Genomic DNA, 19,539 nt, shown 5'->3' on the forward strand with positions numbered 1-19,539 from the left:
AGGGCGGGTTGCGGGCAAAATATAGCCGCCTGCCTTAGCGGCAGATACGCACGCGCACGTCGCGGTCGCGATAATGGTCGTAGCGCCATTGCGTCCCGCAACGGGCGCGGTGGCGATAGGCGGCGCGATAATGGCCGCGATGGCCACGCCAATCGCGCCGGTCGTCGCGCCAATGGCGGCGATTGTCCCAGCGCCTGTTGTCATAACGGCGATTGTCCCAGCGGCCATCGCGGTCGCCGCGCCAGCCGGAACCGCCATAATATTGCGCCTGGGCCGGGGCCGCTGCTGCGCCAAGGCCGGTGATGGCGAGGCTCAACGCGGCCGCGCCCTTCCAGAACAGATTCATCTTTTCTCTCCTCACAGATCCCGCCCGTCACGGGAGGGAGCGTGGGGAAGAGAATGCATCGCGCCGACTGAACCGTCCGCGAATGGAGATGTCAGCGATCGTTCAGGCTTGTCAACGCCCCCGCAGCGCCGCCTCCGCCTCGTGCATATAGTCGCGGGTAATCGGCAGCGCACGGCGGTCGCGGCTATATTGCACCTGGAAATTGACCATGCCGCCATGTTCGAACACGGTAGCCGCCCCGGCTAGGTAGAAGGTCCACAGGCGGAAGAAACGCTCGTCATAGAGGGCGACGATATCCGTCTTATGCGCCATGGTCCGCCTGTACCATTCGCGCAGAGTCAGGCCGTAATGGATGCGCAGCACTTCTACGTCGGTCACCATCAGTCGCGTGCCTTCGCTGCCCGCGATCATTTCCGACAGGGCCGGGATGTAGCCGCCGGGGAAGATATATTTCTGGGTGAAGGCGTCGGTGACGCCCGGTCCGCCCATGCGGCCGATGGTGTGGACCAGCATCACGCCATCGGGGGTAAGCAGGTTGCGGCAGGTGTCGAAGAAGGTGCGGAAATGGGCGGTGCCGACATGTTCGAACATGCCCACCGACACGATCCGGTCGAACGGCCCCGTCATGTCGCGATAATCGATCAGTTCGAACCGGACATGGTCGGCGACACCCGCATCGGCGGCCCGCTGGCGCGCGACTTTGAGCTGTTCTTCCGACAGGGTGATGCCCGTGACGTCGACGCCGCAGGTGCGGTGCAGGTACAGCGCCATGCCGCCCCAGCCGCAGCCTATGTCCAGCACCTTCATGCCCGGTTTCAGATGCAGCTTGGCGGCGATATGGGCCTTCTTGTCCTCCTGCGCCTGCTCCAGGCTGATCCCGGCCTCGTTGTCGGCATCGGGATAATAGGCGCAGCTATATTGGCGGTCGCGGTCGAGGAAGAGGGCGTAGAGCGCGCCTGACAGGTCGTAATGATGGGCGACATTGGCCTTGGACCGCGCCTTGTGATTGGCGCGCCACAGCTTTTGCCGCACGGTGCCGACGCTGCGCTTGAGCAGGTTCTTGGTTTCGATCGACTTGCCCTGTTCCCATCGATTGTTGGCGCGGATCATGGACAGAAATTCCATGATGCCGCCGCCCTCGATCGTTACCCGCCCGTCGATCCAGGCTTCGGCCATGCCCAGCCGCGGATCCTTGACGATGTCGAGCGGAACCCGGCCGTCCTTGAAGCGCAGCGCGAGGTCGGGGAAGGCAGGGTCGGGCAGACCCACAGTGACTTTTTTGCCGTTGGCGTAGTGAACGGTCAGCCGACCGCGTGTAACCAACCGCTTGAGAACCAATTCAAACAGTTTCATTCCGCTACCTTGCCATGTCGTTACGCAGACGTCAAATGCCGGCATACCAATCATAATCGGCATGGTCCTCCCAAAAACCACCCTTGCCCTTGCCGATCGCGGCCAGGCTGTCGACCGCCTCGATCCCCATCAGATATTTGGCCTGCTTATAGCCGAGCTGCCGTTCCACCCGCAGCCGCAGCGGCGCGCCATTGGCCACCGACAGCGGCCGGTCGTTAAGGGCGAACGCCAATATGGTCTGGGGATGGAAGGCGTCGGCCAGGTCGATGCTTTCATAATAGGGCCGCCCGCCGCCCATATCGTCGGCGCAGCGGAAGACGATGTAGCGCGCGCCGCTGCGCAGCCCTGCGCCGTCGAGGATGGTCTTCAGCCGGACCCCGCGCCATTTGCCGATCGCGCTCCAGCCTTCGACGCAATCATGGCGGGTGATCTGCTCGCGATGGGGCAGCGTCCGCAATTGCGACAACGACAGCGACAGGTCGCGCGATACCAGGCCGGTGACCCGTAGCCGCCAGTCGGCAAAGCCATTGCGCCACAACGCCTTATAGGCGGGCGTATTGGGATTGGCGGTGCCATTGGCGCGGAAAATGGGAGAAATCTGGTCAGGCCGAAACTCGCGCGCCAGTGCGTCGGGCGCCATCAGGCCGCGCTGCGCCCATTTGTGGAAATTTTCGGCGGAAAACAGCGTCTCGCGAAAACTTTCGTTGCGGGCCAGCCGGTCGCACCCCGCCAGCGTCGCGGTCGCACCCAGCAGCAGATGGCGGCGGGTCAGGATCATGGCCGATCCTCCGGCAACCGGTAGCGGCCGGTAATCATCGACCGGATTTCGTTCATTGGCCCGGCAAGGACGACCATGAGGATATGGACGAGAAAGAAGGCGACGAGCGCGAAGGCGGCGATGAAATGGATCGAGCGGGCCGACTGCCGTCCGCCGAACAGGTCGACCAGCCAGGGCCATGCCGCATTCATGCCCGGCGACATGGTGAGGCCGGTCAGGATGATGACCGGCAGCACGACGAAGATGACGCCGATATAGCTCGCCTTTTGAAGCACATTATAGCGCAGCGCCGCCTGGCCCGTGGGGAAGCGCAGCCGGGCATGGTTCCTGATATCCTGCCAGACATGGCGCGGGGCCAGTTCGCCGCGACGAAAGGCGAGGTCGCGGGCGATGTGCCGGTTGGCGAGGCTCCAGAGCATGTAAGCGAGCAGGGCGAAGGCGAAGAGCGGCGCGGCGGCCAGATGCCAGTGGCGCGACAGGGCCAGGCTGTAATGGCCGGGCAGGGTGATCCAGCCGGGAAAGCGCTCCAGCGTTAGCCAGGCACGGTCCAGGTTCGCGCCATATTGCCCCCAATAGAGGCGGGGATGGGCGTTGAAGATGCCAAGGCCGCTTGTGAACAATGTGTAGAGCAGCAGCGCATTGGCCCAATGCCAAATCCGTGTGGACAGGCGGTGGCGTTTGACGTCGCCAGCTACCATGGGGGTCGGGCTGTCCATAACGATGATCCTATCTCATCTGGCGCGATAGTCCAATATCCGGTCCATGGCTCGCTTTGGTTACAGGCTGTCGCGATGGGGCCTGTGGCGCGCGCCCCACCGGCCCGGCGCGCGCGTTGTCACACTTTTGCAACACAAGCCCTGAAATCAATTGAAATAAAGTCCGACCCCCTTTGCAACTCAATCTTGCGATCCTAGATGGCGGCTACGTGATCCTGATGCAGATCATGTTCTTGATCTCCCGATAATGGAGAGAAGAGTCGCAGGAGTTGTCGTGAGAATAAGTTCATGATTGCTTTGCATCGAACCTGAACGCCGGATGAATGTCTCAATCACGGCGACTAGATAATAAATGAGGACTTTATGAAGACTGTGATTTTCGCAGCCCTTGCTGCTGCCACCGTTGTTTCCGCTCCTGCTTTCGCTCAGGACGCAGCGCCCTTCACCGGGCCGCGCGCGGGCGTGACGCTGGGTTATGACAAGATCGGCGGCGAAGAAGGCTTCTCGTACGGCGTCAACGCCGGCTACGATCTGGCGCTCGCGCCCAACATCGTCGGCGGCGTCGAAGTCAGCCTGGGCGACACCACGGTGAACGATGCTGACCTCGATGTCAGCCGTGACATCACCGCTTCGCTGCGCGCCGGTTACGTCGTGACTCCGCGCGTCCTCGCCTTCGGCAAGGTCGGCTACACCTCGACCCGCTTCGAAATCGACGGCGACGGCGTTGGCCTGGAAGGCGTGCGCTACGGTGGCGGCCTGGAGTTCGCGGCGACCCCGAACACCTATATCTCGGCTGAATATCAGCGCACCGAATATGAGCAGAACATCGGCGGCCGCGACGCCGCGGTGGTCGGCATCGGCTTCCGTTTCTGATCCTTCGCGATTAGATACGAGCAAGAGGGCGGTCCTGCAAAGGGCCGCCCTTTTTCTATGCGGGCAAGGGCGTCAGATCCGGCTCCACCCATGCCAGTCGCGCGGGCGACGCCATCAGCACGTTGCGCGACCAGTAAGTGAAGAGCCAGTCCTTGTCCCCCAGCGGCGACGCCATCAGCGCCGCATAGGCGGTCGCCGGCGTCACATCGTCCGGCAGCCCGGCCAGCAGGCGGCGCGCCATGTGCAGCGAGGCCTGGGTGATCGTTTCGTGATAGCCGCTGCTGTCGCTGTTCACCCCGCCGACACTCTCGTTATAGCGGCGGATCATGTCGGGCATGTCCCGTTCAGGCCGCACATCCGGGCGCGTTCGAATCAGCCACAGGGCAGTCGCGAAATGCGCCCCATGGGTCCAGCGCTGCTTGGGCAGCGTGCAGGCGCAAAAGCCCTGCGCCAGCGCGTCGATCTCGTCATCTGTCATCGTCTTCCCCCAAAAAGAAAAGCCCCACCATCGCTGGCGGGGCTTCTCGTCCTGCACCGTGGCGCAGCCTATTGTCCCGCGATCATCCGAGCGCGGCTTGCTTCTCTTCAGAGAGGCGCTTCATCTCCGCCTTGCTCTTCTTCTCGCTTGCCGACTTGAGCTGGCCGCACGCCGCCATGATGTCGCGACCGCGCGGGGTGCGCACCGGCGCGCTGATGCCGCCTTCGAACACGATGCTGCTGAACGCGCGAATCCGCTCCGGCGTCGAACATTCATAATCGGTGCCGGGCCAGGGGTTGAACGGGATCAGATTGACCTTGGCCGGCAGCTTATATTTGCGGATAAGGCGGACCAGTTCGCGCGCATCGTCATCGCTGTCATTCTTGTCGCGGATCATCACATATTCGAAGGTGATGCGCCGGGCATTGTTCGCCTTTGGATAGTCGGCGCAGGCCTGGAGCAGTTCCTCGATGCCATATTTGCGGTTGAGCGGCACCAGTTCGTCGCGTACTTCCTTGGTCACGCCATGGAGCGAGACGGCGAGGTTCACGCCGATCTCTTCGGCCGCGCGCGCCATCATCGGCACCACGCCCGATGTCGATAGGGTGATGCGCCGCTTCGACAGGGCCAGGCCATCGCCGTCCATGACGAGCTTGAGCGCATCGCGGACATGGTCGAAATTATAGAGCGGTTCGCCCATGCCCATCATCACGATGTTGGTCAGCATCCGCCCGTCGGGCGTATATTGCGGGGCGTCGTCATCCTCATCGACGTCGTTCGCGCCGTCGTTTGAGGCAGCCATATTGCCCTTGGGCCACTCACCCAGCGCATCGCGCGCAAGCATGACCTGCCCCACGATCTCGCCTGGCGTCAGGTTGCGCACGAGCCGCATCGTGCCGGTGTGGCAAAAGCTGCAATTGAGGGTGCAGCCGACCTGGCTGGATACGCACAGCGTGCCGCGGTCCGCATCGGGGATGAAGACCATCTCATAATCCTGGCCGTCGTCCGACCGAAGCAGCCATTTGCGCGTGCCATCGGTCGATACCTGCGCTTCGACCACCTGCGGCCGGCCGACGACGAAGCGGTCGGCCATCCAGCCGCGCATCGGCTTGGCGAGGTCGGTCATGACATCGAAATCGGTGGTGCCGCGATGATAGAGCCAGTGGAACAGCTGCTTGGAGCGCAGCTTGGCGGCCTTCACGTCCAGCCCGGCTTCTTCCAGCACGGCTTTTATCTGTGGGCGCGACAGGCCCATCAGGTCGGTGCGGCCATCCTCCCGCGGGGTCACCGCGCGCGGCACGGGCACAGGGTCGATAAGGCCGGGAATCGGCATGAGGGGGCTGGCGGCTGATTGCATGGCGCGCCCTTAGACGATTTTTGCCGATTTTGGAAGCGCAGCCGCCTAACGCAGTTTCGCGCATCCCAGCGCCGCCGCGTCGATCGCCGTCGCGGCGCCGCGCAGCGCATAGCTGTCGGCAAAGCCACGCCCGTCCGCGCCCACGCCCGCCACGCTCATGCTGCTCGCCGATCGCATAGCCGCGACGATCTGCGCGTCGCCGCGCTGGTCGGGCGCCCAGGCGTCGATTTGCCCCGCGACCAGCGTGAAGCGGCGCTCGCCCACGGTGAGCGTGACCGGCGCGCGCGGTGCGCGGGCGCGGCTGAGGCGCAGATGGAGCTGCCCGCGCACCCGCTGGCGCGGCCAGGTGCCGACCGACGCAAAGCCCCTGAACGTCTGGCCCCGTCGCGCGACAGGCTGGGCAATGGCGTAGCAGCGCGGTCCATTTCGCCCCACGCCGGGATCGCGGAAAGCGCCCCAACCTTCGAAAATGCCGAGCGAATCGCGGGCCATGGCGGGCGAGCCTGCGAGCAGCGACAGGATCAGCAGGGCGGGGAAGCGGCGCATGATACGGGCAAAGCCCATGCCGTCCCCTTTTGCAACCCCGCCCCGTTACGAAAGCGCGACGCGACGCTTGCCCAAGCCGTCACAGCGGTTATGAAGAAGCATCCATCATTGTCGCCGGGATTCGACCGAATCCCCGGCTATCGGCTTAAAAAGAAACGGACAGAACAGGGACATGAAGGCCACTATCGAACGCGCGACGCTCCTCAAGAGCCTGAGCCACGTCCAGTCGGTGGTCGAGCGGCGCAATACCATTCCCATTCTCTCGAACGTGCTGATCGAAGCGTCGGCCGACGGCGCGATCAAGCTGATGGCGACCGATCTCGACCTCCAGATCGTCGAAAGCGTGTCGGCGCAGGTGGAGCAGGCTGGGGCGACCACCATTTCGGCCCACACCCTGTTCGACATCGCGCGCAAACTGCCCGAAGGCAGCCAGGTGTCGCTCCAGGCGGCCGAGGGCAAGATGCTGATCCAGGCTGGCCGCGCTCGCTTCAACCTGTCCACCCTGCCGCGCGACGATTTCCCGGTGATCGCGGAAGGCGACCTGCCGACCCGCTTCGAACTGCCGGCCGAAACATTGAAGCAGATCATCGACAAGACGCGCTTTGCCATTTCGACCGAAGAGACGCGCTATTATCTGAACGGCATCTATTTCCACGTCACTGACGACGACCAGCCGGTGTTGAAGGCCGCGGCGACCGACGGCCATCGCCTGGCCCGCGTCACCGTGACCCGCCCTGACGGCGCAGAGGGGATGCCCGGCATCATCATCCCGCGTAAGTGCATCGGCGAACTGCGCAAGCTGCTCGACGAGGTGGACGGGTCGGTGCAGATCAACCTATCGGCCAGCAAGATCCGCTTCGGCCTGGGCAGCGCGATCCTGACCAGCAAGCTGATCGACGGCACCTTCCCCGATTATAGCCGCGTCATTCCCACCGCGAACGACAAACTGCTCAAGATCGATCCGCGCGGCTTCGAACAGGGCGTCGATCGCGTCGCCACCATCGCCACCGAAAAGACCCGTGCGGTCAAGATGAGCCTGGAGAAGGACAAGATCACCCTTTCCGTCACCAGCCCCGAAAACGGCACGGCGGCCGAAGAAGTACCCGGCGCTTTCCAGGGCGAGGGCTTCGATATCGGCTTCAACGCGCGCTATCTGCTCGACATATTGGGACAGATCGACAGCGATCTGGTCGAACTGCATTTGGCCGATGCGGCCGCGCCCACGCTGATCCGTGAAAATGACGCCAGTCCGGCACTTTATGTGCTGATGCCGATGCGGGTCTGACCTTCCTCCTGGTGCAGGTTTAGGCCTGCACCATTATGGATCGTCATGGCAGGCCGGAAGTAATTCTCTGGCAAGGAGTTTGCGTTACCAACGGGCGCATGTCCTTGTTGCGCGCATCCCTTGCCGAAAATCCGTCCCGCCCGATGACGCTGATGGTTGCGCTCGGCCTGTCCGAAAGTGGGACCGAAGTGTCGGCCTCGTGGATTTCGGGCGCGTTCATCCACATTGCGCGGCTGTGGCCGCTGATCTTGCTCGCCAAGATCTGCGTCGTCGCGCTGCTGCAATTGCCCTTCTATTCCCACGACATCGTGCAGATCGGCCTCATGGTCGCGATGTTGCTCATCGATGGCGCGCTGATGCTTGCGCCGCGCCAGTCCTGGTTCCAGAGCCGGATGCCGCATATCCAGAACTGGATGATGCTGCCGCTGGTGTTCCTGTCGGGTCTGACGTTCAGCCTGTGGCTGGGGCAGGACGCCAAGGCGGCGACCGATGCGCTGTTCCTGGCGGCGGTGCCTGAATTGGCGGTGGCGCTGCTGGCGGTGTGCATTTTCGGCGACCGGCGACTGTTAGGGATCAGCTATTTCCTGGGTGCATTGCTGGTGTCGGTCGCGGAAAAGGCCGGTGTCGTCCAGATCGGCCTGCTGTGCAGTTGCGTTATCGTCATGCTCATCGCGACGCTGCGCCAAGCGACAGCCGACCGCGACCAGGCGATCGACCGGCATAGCCAGGATCTGCGCGCGCAGCGATCCGACCGGTTGCTGCAGGAACATGAACGCAGCGGGCGCGGCTGGTTCTGGGAAACCGATCGGCTGGGCTGCCTGACCTATATTTCCGATACGCTGGCCAAGACGCTGGATGCGCCCGGCGACGGATTGATCGGACGGCCGATCACGGAAATCGTCCGCCCCGGCGACAAGAAGCAGGGCGATGGCGAGCGCACGCTGGGCTTTCATTTGTCCGCCCGCACCGGCTTTTCCGACATCGCCGTATGCGCCGCGCTGGCCAAGGAAGAACGGTGGTGGTCGATTTCCGGCCAGCCGGTATTCAATGAATATGGCCAGTTTCACGGTTTCCGAGGGTCAGGCACCGACCTGACCGAAATGCGCCGCAGCCAGGCGGAAGTGACGCGCCTGGCCCAGTTCGATTCGCTGACGGGCCTCGCCAACCGCATCCAGATGCTCAGTTCGCTGGAGCAGGCGGTTGCCGACCGCCGGGGCAAACAGGGCGAATGTGCGCTGATGATGCTGGACCTCGACCGGTTCAAGATCGTCAACGACACGCTGGGCCATCCGGCCGGCGACACACTGTTGCGGCAGGTCAGCCAGCGGTTGCAGCGCGTGGTCGGCGACAAGGGGCTGGTCGGGCGCCAGGGCGGCGACGAGTTCAAGATATTGCTGCCCGGTCGCCACGATCAGGCCGCGCTGGCTCAGTTGGCGCAGGCGATCATCGCGTCGATCTCGCAACCCTATATGATCGAGGGGACGGCGGTCGTCATTGGCGTGTCGATCGGCATCAGCTGCTGCCCGCAGGACGGCGTCACCGCCGATGCGCTGATCCGCAATGCCGACCTTGCCCTCTACGCCGCGAAGGGCAATGGCCGCGGCGTCCATCGCTTCTATTCGTCGGACATGCATGCCGATGCGGAGGATCGCCGCGCGCTGGAGGAGGATCTGCGCCGGGCGCTCGCCGCCGACGGCCTGCATCTGGTCTATCAGCCGGTAGTGTCGTCCAAAACCGAGCAGATTACCGGTTACGAAGCGCTGCTGCGCTGGAACCATCCGGTGCGCGGGCCGATTTCCCCGGCGCTGTTCATCCCGATCGCGGAAGATAGCGGGCTGATCGGCCAGATCGGCGAATGGGTGATGCACACCGCTTGCCGCGATGCGGCCGAATGGCAGGACGGCATCCGCGTCGCCGTCAACGTCTCGCCCAGCCAGTTCGCCAATCCGGGTTTCCCGTCCACGGTGATGAACGCGCTCGCCGGCGCGCAACTGGCACCCGAACGGCTGGAGCTGGAGATCACCGAAAGCGTTTTCCTGAACGATGACGATGGCACCGATGCGATGTTCACGCGGTTGAAGGCGATCGGCGTCCGGTTGGCGCTGGACGATTTCGGTACAGGCTACAGCTCGCTCGGCTATCTGAAGAAGGCGCCGTTCGACAAGATCAAGATCGACCAGAGCTTCGTGCGCGGTGCCGCGACCAAGGGCAGCCGCAACAGCGCGATCATCAAGGCGATCGTGAGCCTGGCCGAAGCGCTGGGCATGGACACCACGGCCGAAGGCGCGGAAACGCAGGACGAACTGGCCCTGATCCGCCAGCTTGGGTGCAGTCATATCCAGGGCTATATCTACGGCCGACCCATGCCCGCCGCCGATGTGCTGGCGGGCCAGCGTAGCATGGGCACCGCGGTCAGCGCCAATGGCTTCCAGTCCAGCCGGCCCGAACGCAAGACGATGCTGCGCACCATCGCGATCCATCATGACGGCCATGTCTACACCGGCCGCGTCCGCAACATATCCGCCACCGGCGCGCTGATCGAGGGGTTGTGGAATGTGCCGCAAGGCACGTTGTTCGCGATTGAGCTGGCCGAAAACCAGTTCGTCAACGCGACTGCGCGTTGGGCCAAGGACGACCGGATGGGCGTGGAATTCGCCGGATCGGTCGACATCAGCACCCTGCGCAATGCGCCCAAGTCAATGGCGGGGTGAGGCGCATAGCGGTTCTGGCAATGAAATGTCACAGTGCCGCGCGGGAACGCCGCACCTATTCGGCGATTATGTTCGACGCAATGTCAGCATAAGGATGGGCCAATGCGCAATTGGGATGAGGACAAGAAGAAGCCTGCACGCCGTCGTGGCGTCGGCAATTTCGCGGTGCTGGGCATGGCGATGGTGCTGGGCGTCGCCGCCCTGAGCGCTTATGTCATTTCGGGCAAGGACGCGCCGGTCAAGCCGGCGAGCGGGTCCGCCAATGCCATGGCATTGGCAAGTTCCAAGCCTGCGACGCGCTAATCCACCCTTGGCAGGCCGGCCTGTCCGGCATGATGAAACCACAAAGGGTAGGCGCAGATGTTGCGCCTCCCCTTTGTGGTTTTCACAATCTCGAAGTGCGCGATCAGGCGGCGATCGCCACCGGTTCCATGCCCGGCTCCGCCACGATCATCCCGCGGCCCAGGCTACGGATCAGGCCGATGAAGCGGGTTGCTTCGCGCACAATCATCGCCTTGTTGAAACAGGCGGCCGCGCCCCGGTCCATCGCTTCGGCGACGATCGGCGCGCCGTCGCGCATCAGGCTGGACAGCATGATGACCGGGCATGGCTCCATGTCCATGATCTCGTCCAATATCGCCAGGCCATCCTTGCCCGGCATGGCGATGTCCAGCGTCACGACATCGGGCTTTTCCAGCCGGATCATGTCGATCGCCTCCTCGCCATTGCGGGCGATGCCGACCACCTCGATCCTCCGGTCGCGCTCCAGCAGCGTTTCGATCATTGCGCGGATGGTGAGCGAATCGTCGACCACCACTATCCTGACGGGCTTTGTCACTATCGTCTCCCCGAACCGTTACACGCCATCATAACGGCCGGGGAACGAAAGACTTTAATGTCCCTAATGCTGATTTAACTACGCGGCCGATTGCCCGCCGCGAAATTGGGGAAGAAAAGTTTGCGGAAGCTGATCGACACGGTCCGGCCCAGCGGGTCGATATAGCCCGGCTGGTAGCGCAGCGGCGTCGCCCCGGTCGCGTCGGTGACCTCCCGGCGCTGGTTGAAGATATTGTCGATGTTGAACGAAACCCGCGCGCCACGCAGGAAGGGGATCTTGCGCTCCAGCCCCTGCACCTGCCCCAGATTGGCGAAGAGGCGCAGGTTCGCGGTGGCGAGGCTGCCGAAATTCAGCCGCGAACTGCCGCCCGCTGTTCCGGTTAACGCGCCGTCGACATGGGTGCCGCTTTCCCAGTCGACGCCCAGCCGCGCGCCGATGCCATTGTTCATATAGCCGACCCGCGCCTCGATCTCGTGCCGGGGCTGGCCGCCCGACGATCCGGTGGCGTCGCCGTTCAGCAGGTCTAGTTGCGGCACGCCCGGCGCGATGGCGATGCTCTCGGTCAGATGCCAGGTGTGATAGAGGCTGAACGTCATACGCCCGCCGCCCTGACCGCCGCCACGACCCCCGCCAAAACCGCCGCCGGGGCCGCCACCGCCCGGCCGGCCGCCGCCGCCGCCGGGACCGGCATTATTGCCCTCACCACGCGGACGATCGCCTCCGCCTTCCTGTCCGGGGGCGCGTGGGCCGCGATTGCCGAACAGCGCCTGCAATTCGGGCGGCCGGTCCTCTGGCTTGCCGCCCGATGCGCGCCACGCCTCCACCAGCTTTTGCACATGCGACTTGATCGGGATCGACAGGTCGAAGCCCCAGCGCAGCTGCTCGCTCTGCGACGCCAGGAAGTTGATCGGCCGCGCGTCGATCTGGAGCAGGTTGCCGTCGCTGTCGCGGATGAAGCGCTGCGGATAGGCGGCCTCCAGCGCGGGAGTGGGCGTGGGGAAGGCGGCGATCGGGTTGCTGGTGCGGCTGTTGAGATAGGTCGCGGTCAGCGTCAGGTTGCGCTTTTCGAACGGCTTGATCCGGGCGCTCAGGCGGAACTGGTCGCGCACGCTTTCGCGCAGAGTCGCGTTGCCGCCCGACAGTTGCGACACGAACACGGTCTGCCCGGTCGCATAGTCGAACACCGACACGTTGGGCGTCACGATCTGCGGATCGGTGATCTGCGTGCCGGCGGGCGCGGCGCGATCCTGATTGGCGGAGAGCAACAGCTGCACCGCCTTGACCGGCTCCCAGCGCAGGCCATAGCCCAGCGTCGAGAGCGTGCCGAAGTCGGAATAGCGTTGCGCCGCGGCGTTGAAATTGACGCCGATGTCGCCCACCGCGCCCAACACGTCCCGCGACCGGCTGGTCAGCGGCAGGTCGACGCTGATCTGGCCGCTGCCGATCTGCCGGTCATAATCCGAGCGGCTTTCGACGCCCGATCGCACCGACCGGCTGGAAAAATCATTGGTCGATGCGCCAAGGCGGATTGATGTCATCACGTCACCCGCGGGCAGGTCGAACAGCGTGCCGCTGACCAGAAGGTCGCCCTGTACGGCGCGGCTTTCGGCACGCGCCCGGTCGGTCAGTCGGGTGGACAGCAGGTCGGGCGCGAAGCTGCCATAGGGATTGACGGTCGCGTCGCCGGCATCCAGCGCCGTCTGGATCGCGCCGGTATCTACGCCGCGATCGGTACGGGTGCGGGTGATCGACAGGTCGCCATTGCCGGTGAACGACCATTGCCAACTGCCGCCCAGCCGCCCGCTCAAGGTCAGCCCGACATGGCCGGTTGTGCCCTTGGTCTGCTGCTGCAATGCGCCGCCCTGCGCCAGATAGCGATAGAGGGTGACGTCGTTACCGAAGGGCGAAAAGGGGCTGCCTGCCGCCAGATCGAACGCGCCCTGCGACAGGCCCTGGAGCGAATCACTGTCGGACAGTTCCAGCCGTCCGTTGAGCGTCGCGGACACGCCGCCCAGCGCGCGGGCGAGGGTGGCGTTGGCGGAAAAATTCTCCGTCTCCGGGCTGAGTGTGCGATAGCGGGTCAGGTCGCTGACGCTGGTGGCGTTCGCGCCTGCGACAAAATCGCCGAGCGTCGGCGCGCCCGCCGCCGCGCTACCCGGCACGCTCGCGACGGTGACGCTCTGCCCCGCCAGCGCGGACAGCGCCGGATCGATCTCGCCATTGGTCCCCGTGCCGACGATATTGCCCGCCAGCGCATAGGGGCGACCCGGTGCGGTGGCGGTGATGCCTCGCTCGCTTTCCAGCAGGGCGGCGGCGCGGCTATATTGCAGGTTCAGGGTGAAGCGATTGTCGCCCTGGATGCGCAGCAGCCCGGCTTCCACCTTGCCATTTTCCCGCCCGCCCTGGGTCGTGGTGGCGACGCGCCCCTCGGCCGTTTCGGCGCGGAAGCGCTGGCGCAGGACGATGTTCACCACCTTTTGCGTCGGCGCATAGCCGTAGGAGAGGGCGACCTGTTCGGGCAATATGTCGACCCGCTGCACCGCTTCGGACGGAATATCCTGAATTTCGGAAAAGCTGGATATGCGCTTGCCGTTCAGCAGGATGACCGGCGACCCGTTGGTCTGTGGTGACAATTCGCTGATCAGTTCGGATATGGAGGTGACGCCCAGCGCGCGCACGTCGGCGGCGGACAATTGCTGTTCGGGCTGGACGTCGCCGATCACCGATCCGCGCTGCGGCTGGCCGGTGACGACGATTTCTTCGCCTTCGTCCATTTCGACGGGGGGTGCGGCCTTCTTCTCCTCCTGCGCCATCAGGGCGCCGGGCGCGACGCCGGTCATGAGCGCGACACAGAATAGGCAAGCGGAAAAACGCACGAAAACCCCCACAGACAAACCGGAACCTGATCACTGGCCCTGATCACTGGCCTAGCAGCCGCTTGTCGCAAGATATTGGCAACAACCAGCGATATTTGTCGCAAGATGTAATCCGGTCGCCTGAACGGGCGCTGAGGCTGAAATTCAGGCAGCGTCGTGGAAGATGATGCCCAGCGTATAGCGCACCCCCGACAGCAAGCGGCTGACGCCGTGCCGCATCTGCACCCGATGCGGGCCGCCGCGTGCGCCCGTCACCGGCCGGTCGCGCACCGGGAAGATGACCGCGTCGCCTTGGCCCAGCGGCACGACTTCAGGCCGCGACTGCATCCGCGGTCGCTGCTCGGTCAAGATAAAGGCGCCGCCGGTAAAGTCGCGCTCAGGTTGCGACAGCAGGATCGCGACCTGCAACGGGAAGATGTGCGGACCATAGACATCCTGGTGCAGCGCGTTCCAGTCGCCTGCCTCATAGCGCAGTAGCAGCGGGGTCGGCTTGTCCTGCCCGGCCAGCGCGCAGCGGGCCAGGAAATCGGCATGGCGCGCCGGATAGATGTCGCCCGTCCCCAGCATTGTCGCCCAGCGATTGGCCTGAGCCGCCAGTGCGGGATAGAGGCTTTCCCGCAGCACGGCGATCGGATCGGGCAGCGGATAGGCGCAATAGCGATAGCGCCCGCGACCATAGCCATGGCGCGCCATCACCACTTCCTTGCGAAAAGCGCTGGGATCGTCCCACAGCGCGACGATCGCGGCGCATTGGTCGAGGGAAAGCAAGGCGGGCAGGCGCGCTGCGCCATGGCGGTCGAGATCGGTGAGGTCCATGGGTGCAGAATGGACGGATCGCCTTCAGGGGTCATCCCGCGCCTTGCGTTCAAAGCTTTCCTTCGCCGCCGCCGCTTTCTAGGATGGCGGCATGCGCACCCTTTATCCCCCGATCGCCCCCTACGCCTCCGGCCATCTCGACGTCGGCGAGGGCCATCACGTCTATTGGGAACGGGCAGGTACGCCGGGCGCGAAGCCGGCGGTGTTCCTGCATGGCGGGCCGGGCGGCGGCATATCGCCCGATCATCGCCGCCTGTTCGACCCGGCGCGATACGATGTGCTGCTGTTCGACCAGCGCGGTTGCGGCCAGTCTACGCCCCATGCGGACCTCAATGCCAACACGACCTGGGATCTGGTCGCCGATATCGAGCGGCTGCGCGCGATGATGGGCGTGGAGCGATGGCTGGTGTTCGGCGGTAGCTGGGGATCGACGCTGGCGCTGGCCTATGCGCAGGCGCATGTCGAGCGGGTCACCGAACTGGTGCTGCGCGGCATATTCACGATCCGGCAGAGCGAGATCGACTGGTATTATCAGGAAGGGGCAAGCCGCATCTATCCCGATAAATGGGGGCGGTTCGTCGCGCCGATCCCACAGGCTGAGCGCGGCGATCTGGTGGCGGCCTATCGTCGCCTGCTGACCGGCACGGATCGCGCGGCGCAGGTCGCGGCGGCGCGGGCGTGGAGCGTGTGGGAGGGGGAGACTATCCGTCTGCTGCCTGATCCGGCGCTATCGGCGACCCATGATGCGGACGATTTCGCGCTGGCCTTCGCCCGGATCGAAAATCATTATTTCGTTCATGGCGGCTGGCTGGAGGATGGGCAGTTGATCCGCGACGCCGGTAAGCTCGCGGACATTCCCGGCGTCATCGTGCAGGGCCGCTACGACATGGCCTGCCCGGCGGAAACCGCCTGGGCGCTGCACCGCGCCTGGCCGCAGGCGCGCTTCGAGATGATCGAGGGCGCGGGGCACGCCTATAATGAACCGGGGATATTGGACGCGCTGATCCGCGCGACCGATGGGTTTGCGGTTTAGGGCGAGCACCTTTGACTGAACCCATGCCGTTCGTGCTGAGTAGGGGCTGAGCGAAGTCGAAGACCCGTATCGAAGCATCAGACGCCGCGCTGCATCCTTCGATACGCCATTTGCCCTTCGGTCGTCTTCGACTCCGACTTCGCTCAATGGCTACTCAGGACGAACGGTTCTAAAAACCAACATGTTCAGCGCGTTTCAGGCCCGAGCGCGGGATCGAGGTCGCGCGGGCGGGTGAAGCTGGCAATGGTCGCGATATTCTCGCGCGCCTGGGTCCAACTCTCGATGGGCAGGTCGAGCACGGCAATGCTCGCGGTCGGGAATTTGACCTCCACATCCTCGCGTAGCGGATTGACGCCGTCGTCGGGGACGAGATCGAGAATCAGTTCCTCCAGCCCCGGATTATGCCCGGCGAGCAAGGCGCTGTCGGCGCTGTCGGGCAGGTCGCGCACGACGTCGAACAGGGTCGGCGCGGAGGCGAGGTAGATGCGCCGGTCCCAGCGCGCGTCCAGCGTCTGGCCATAGCCCGCGAAAAAGGTTTCCAGCGTCTGCATGACCCGTGCTGCCGGGGAGGCGACCAGCAGGTCGAACTGCATCTTCCGCTGGGCGGCGAACTGGCCCATCAGCATCGCGGCTTTCTCGCCACGGCGATTGAGGGGGCGGTCGAAATCGCGCGCCACCGGATCGTCCCAGTCCGACTTGGCGTGGCGCAACAGGGTCAGCCGCTTCATTGTCTCTCCTGTTCGGGCGTCCCTGACGGGGGCAGGCCGGATTCGCGCCCCTGATGCCCCAATGGGGCGGGTTCGCCAAGCGTTTCGCGATGCGCCGCGCCGCTGACGGCGATGATTGCTTCGTCCAGCGTCAGGCGGCGGATCGGCGTTCCGGGCGGGAAGGCGCTAAGCAATCGGCTGGGCAGGGCGGCGGACAGGATAACGAAATGGCCCTTGTCCTCGGCCCGGCGGATGAGGCGGCCAAAGGCCTGGGCCAGCCGCGCGCGGATCAGCCGGTCGTCATAGGCGCTGCCCCCGCCAGCCAGCCGCCGCGCTGCGTGCAGCACGGTGGGCTTTGACCAGGGCACCCCCTCCATCACCACCAGCCGCAGCGAATGGCCCGGCACGTCCACGCCGTCCCGCAACGCATCTGTGCCCAGCAGCGAGGCGCGCGGATCGTCACGGAAGATGTCGACCAGCGTGCCGGTGTCCATCGGGTCGACATGCTGGGCGTAGAGCGGCAGGCCCGCGCGCGCCAGCCGGTCGGCGATGCGGGCATGGACCGCGCGCAGACGGCGGATCGCGGTGAACAGCCCCAGAGTGCCCCCGCCCGCCGCCTCGATCAACCGGCCATAAGCCCCCGATAGCGCCGCGATGTCGCCGCGTTTGATGTCGGTCACGATCAGCACTTCGGCGCGGCCGGGATAGTCGAACGGGCTGGCCGCCTCGAACCGTTCCGCGCCATGGGGCAGGTGGATCGCGCCGCTGCGCGCCTCCGCATTGGACCAGTCGCCGCCGCCCTTGAGCGTTGCGGAGGTCAGCAGCACGCCCTGCGCGGGTTTGAGCACGGTTTCGGCGAGCGGCCGGGTCGGGTCCAGCCAGTGGCGATGGATGCCGATATCATATTCGCGTCCCTCGACCCGATCGACGGTCATCCAGTCGACATAGTCGGGGTCGGCCGGACCGCCGATCCGGGCCAGCAGCGCCAGCCAGGCGGCGATCAGGTCGCGCCGCCAGCCAAGCGAGGCGATCGCGCCTTCGACTCGCGCGCGCGCCGCGCCGTCCAGCCAGTCGGGCGCATCCTCGATCACCGCCTCCATCCGGCGCGAAAGGCGCACCAGCGGTTTGATGAGGGCGTCGAGCGCCAATGCGGCTTCCTGCGCGGCCTCCACCAAAGCGCCGTCGGGTTCGGCCAGTTCGGTTTCCAACCCATAGCCGGCATCGGCTTCGCCCGTCGCTTCCGCGCGGGTATAGACGGTGCCGCGCACGGCGGCGAGCAGCGCTTCCAACGGTCCGAACGGTTCGCCCGCCACCACGCGCTTGAGCCATTCGTCGGCAGGCAGCGCCTGCGCCGCGTCCACCGCCGCGCGGATCGCCTGGCCGCCTTCCTCGTCATAGCTGGCGAGATCGGACAGGCGCGCGGCCAGCCCGCGCCGCCGACCGCGCGATCCGCCCTCCGGCCCCATGATCCAGCGGCGCAGTTCGATCGCCTCCTGACCCGACAGGGCGACGGAGAAAGTGGAATCGGCCGCATCGAACAGATGATGGCCCTCGTCGAAGATGATGCGTTGCGGGCGCTGGCCGGTTTCGCGCCCGCGCGCTGCATTGATCATCACCAGCGCATGATTGGCGATGACGATGTCCGCATCCGCTGACGCCCGCGCCGACCGCTCGATGAAGCATTTGCGGTAGTGCGGACAGCCGGCATAGATGCACTCGCCGCGCCGATCGGTCAGCGCGGTGGAGCCGTTGCGGCGGAACAGGGTGGGCAGCCAGCCGGGCAGGTCGCCACCGACCATGTCGCCATCCTTGCTGAAGGCGGCCCAGCGCGCGACCAGCTGCGCAAGGATCGCCGCACGGCCGGTGAAGCCGCCCTGCAACGCATCTTCCAGATTAAGCAGGCAGAGATAATTTTCCCGCCCCTTGCGCACCACCACCCGCTTCGCCGCGACCGCCGGATCGGGGAAGAGGCGCAGCGATTCGCGATCGAGCTGGCGTTGCAGGGCTTTGGTATAGGTCGACACCCACACGGTCCCTTGCGCTTCACTGGCCCAAAGCGAGGCGGGGGCGAGATAGCCCAATGTCTTGCCGATTCCGGTGCCCGCTTCGGCCAGCAGCATATTGGGCTGGTCGCGATGCTTGCGCGGTGTGAAGGCGGCGCTGGCGGCGGCCGCATAGGCGCGCTGGCCGGGGCGGGGTTCAGCGCCCGCGCCGGTCAACGCGTCCAGGCGCGCCAATATCTGATCCTCTTTCAGGCTGATGGTGCGCGGGGCGGGGCGCGGCTGCGCCTCCTCCCATTCGGGCAGCTTGGAAAAGAGCCAGCGCTCCGCCTCCTTGGGCCGGGCGATGCGCGGCGCGACGAGCGGCGACCAGGGCCAGCGCAGCCGGTGCAGCGCCTGCGCCGATGTCCAGCCGCCCTCCCGCTCGCTCCAGTCGGGTGATTCGAGTCGGCCGAGCAGCAATGCCGCGCCCTGCTGCAACAAAGCCGGTATGTCCGATTCGCTGGTCGGCGCAGGCAGGCCGAGCGCCTCCGCCAGCCCTTTGGGCGTAGGCACCAGAAAACGCGATGGATGGAGAAAGGCCCAGAGTTCGAGTAGGTCGAGTCCGTTGAGTTCGGGATAGCCGAGCCGCTGGCCGGTGAGCGGGGCATTGAGCAGCAGCACCGGCGTTTCGGCGGTGCGCGCGATCGCCTGCCCCTTGGCCAGGGCCTGGGTGCGGTCGCCTTCGCGCCACCAGATGCCGCCATGGCTGGCGTGGAGCGCGGGCAGGGTGGCGGGATCGATCACCCGCCAAGGCTTAGGCGAGCAGGAACAAAAGGAAAACCTG

16 protein-coding genes and 1 pseudogene are annotated in these 19,539 nt (G+C 65.3%); 5 read left to right on the top strand and 12 right to left on the bottom strand.

Annotation, left to right across the window (positions count from 1 at the left end; translation table 11 throughout):
- Positions 1 to 34: 34 nt before the first annotated feature.
- The 4 genes from HHL08_RS17400 to HHL08_RS17415 all read right to left on the bottom strand — a co-directional run bounded on the left by HHL08_RS17400 (position 35) and on the right by HHL08_RS17415 (position 3,193).
- Positions 35 to 346, bottom strand: coding sequence for a hypothetical protein (locus HHL08_RS17400; RefSeq protein WP_169574330.1), 312 nt, complete (start codon positions 344 to 346; stop codon positions 35 to 37).
- Between the two features lie 111 nt (positions 347 to 457).
- Positions 458 to 1,699: an SAM-dependent methyltransferase gene (locus HHL08_RS17405; protein ID WP_169574331.1), complete on the bottom strand. Its 1,242-nt coding sequence runs from the start codon at positions 1,697 to 1,699 to the stop codon at positions 458 to 460.
- A gap of 31 nt (positions 1,700 to 1,730) precedes the next feature.
- Entirely contained in the window at positions 1,731 to 2,477 is a 747-nt protein-coding gene (locus HHL08_RS17410) for a molybdopterin-binding protein (protein WP_169574332.1), read from the bottom strand.
- Positions 2,474 to 3,193: a cytochrome b/b6 domain-containing protein gene (locus HHL08_RS17415; RefSeq protein ID WP_169574333.1), complete on the bottom strand. Its 720-nt coding sequence runs from the start codon at positions 3,191 to 3,193 to the stop codon at positions 2,474 to 2,476. The genes HHL08_RS17410 and HHL08_RS17415 overlap by 4 nt, the downstream gene beginning before the upstream one ends.
- Before the next feature lie 363 nt (positions 3,194 to 3,556).
- Between HHL08_RS17415 and HHL08_RS17420 the strand changes: the two genes are divergently transcribed.
- Positions 3,557 to 4,066 (top strand): porin family protein, encoded by a 510-nt coding sequence (locus HHL08_RS17420; RefSeq protein WP_169574334.1) that lies wholly within the window; start codon positions 3,557 to 3,559, stop codon positions 4,064 to 4,066.
- A gap of 55 nt (positions 4,067 to 4,121) precedes the next feature.
- On the opposite strand, the gene HHL08_RS17425 is transcribed toward HHL08_RS17420, so the two are convergent.
- The 3 genes from HHL08_RS17425 to HHL08_RS17435 form a co-directional block, all read right to left on the bottom strand.
- Positions 4,122 to 4,544: a hypothetical protein gene (locus tag HHL08_RS17425; RefSeq protein ID WP_169574335.1), complete on the bottom strand. Its 423-nt coding sequence runs from the start codon at positions 4,542 to 4,544 to the stop codon at positions 4,122 to 4,124.
- Between the two features lie 82 nt (positions 4,545 to 4,626).
- Complete coding sequence (gene rlmN / locus HHL08_RS17430) at positions 4,627 to 5,901, bottom strand: 23S rRNA (adenine(2503)-C(2))-methyltransferase RlmN (RefSeq protein ID WP_169574336.1); 1,275 nt, start codon at positions 5,899 to 5,901, stop codon at positions 4,627 to 4,629.
- Between the two features lie 45 nt (positions 5,902 to 5,946).
- Entirely contained in the window at positions 5,947 to 6,447 is a 501-nt protein-coding gene (locus tag HHL08_RS17435; protein WP_169574372.1) for a hypothetical protein, read from the bottom strand.
- Positions 6,448 to 6,619: 172 nt separating this feature from the next.
- On the opposite strand from HHL08_RS17435, the gene dnaN reads away from it, so the two are divergent.
- From dnaN to HHL08_RS17450, 3 genes are all read left to right on the top strand, one after another.
- Complete coding sequence (gene dnaN, locus HHL08_RS17440; RefSeq protein ID WP_169574337.1) at positions 6,620 to 7,732, top strand: DNA polymerase III subunit beta; 1,113 nt, start codon at positions 6,620 to 6,622, stop codon at positions 7,730 to 7,732.
- 143 nt (positions 7,733 to 7,875) lie between these two features.
- Entirely contained in the window at positions 7,876 to 10,443 is a 2,568-nt protein-coding gene (locus HHL08_RS17445; RefSeq protein ID WP_408021785.1) for an EAL domain-containing protein, read from the top strand.
- A gap of 102 nt (positions 10,444 to 10,545) precedes the next feature.
- On the top strand, positions 10,546 to 10,746 hold the full coding sequence (locus HHL08_RS17450; RefSeq protein ID WP_169574339.1) for a hypothetical protein: 201 nt from the start codon (positions 10,546 to 10,548) through the stop codon (positions 10,744 to 10,746).
- A 103-nt stretch (positions 10,747 to 10,849) separates the two neighbouring features.
- Here HHL08_RS17450 and HHL08_RS17455 read toward each other — a convergent pair whose 3' ends face one another.
- The 3 genes and pseudogenes from HHL08_RS17455 to HHL08_RS17465 form a co-directional block, all read right to left on the bottom strand.
- On the bottom strand, positions 10,850 to 11,281 hold the full coding sequence (locus HHL08_RS17455; protein WP_328804673.1) for a response regulator: 432 nt from the start codon (positions 11,279 to 11,281) through the stop codon (positions 10,850 to 10,852).
- Positions 11,282 to 11,355: 74 nt separating this feature from the next.
- Positions 11,356 to 14,121, bottom strand: coding sequence for a TonB-dependent receptor (locus HHL08_RS25360; protein ID WP_206377947.1), 2,766 nt, complete (start codon positions 14,119 to 14,121; stop codon positions 11,356 to 11,358).
- A 180-nt stretch (positions 14,122 to 14,301) separates the two neighbouring features.
- A pseudogene (locus HHL08_RS17465) lies at positions 14,302 to 15,008 on the bottom strand (2OG-Fe(II) oxygenase).
- A gap of 56 nt (positions 15,009 to 15,064) precedes the next feature.
- On the opposite strand from HHL08_RS17465, the gene pip reads away from it, so the two are divergent.
- Positions 15,065 to 16,006 (top strand): prolyl aminopeptidase, encoded by a 942-nt coding sequence (pip, locus tag HHL08_RS17470; protein WP_169574341.1) that lies wholly within the window; start codon positions 15,065 to 15,067, stop codon positions 16,004 to 16,006.
- A 185-nt stretch (positions 16,007 to 16,191) separates the two neighbouring features.
- Here the strand turns inward: pip and HHL08_RS17475 are convergent, their stop codons facing one another.
- Together HHL08_RS17475 and HHL08_RS17480 are read right to left on the bottom strand one after the other, a co-directional pair.
- Entirely contained in the window at positions 16,192 to 16,734 is a 543-nt protein-coding gene (locus HHL08_RS17475) for a SixA phosphatase family protein (protein WP_169574342.1), read from the bottom strand.
- Positions 16,731 to 19,499 carry an ATP-dependent DNA helicase gene (locus tag HHL08_RS17480; protein ID WP_169574343.1) on the bottom strand — a complete coding sequence of 923 codons (2,769 nt, stop codon included), beginning with the start codon at positions 19,497 to 19,499 and terminating at the stop codon, positions 16,731 to 16,733. Before HHL08_RS17480 ends, HHL08_RS17475 begins: the two co-directional genes overlap by 4 nt.
- Between the last annotated feature and the right edge of the window lie 40 nt (positions 19,500 to 19,539).

Origin of the sequence: Sphingobium psychrophilum (genome assembly GCF_012927105.1) — a bacterium.
GTDB classification, from domain to species: Bacteria; Pseudomonadota; Alphaproteobacteria; order Sphingomonadales; family Sphingomonadaceae; genus Sphingobium; species Sphingobium psychrophilum.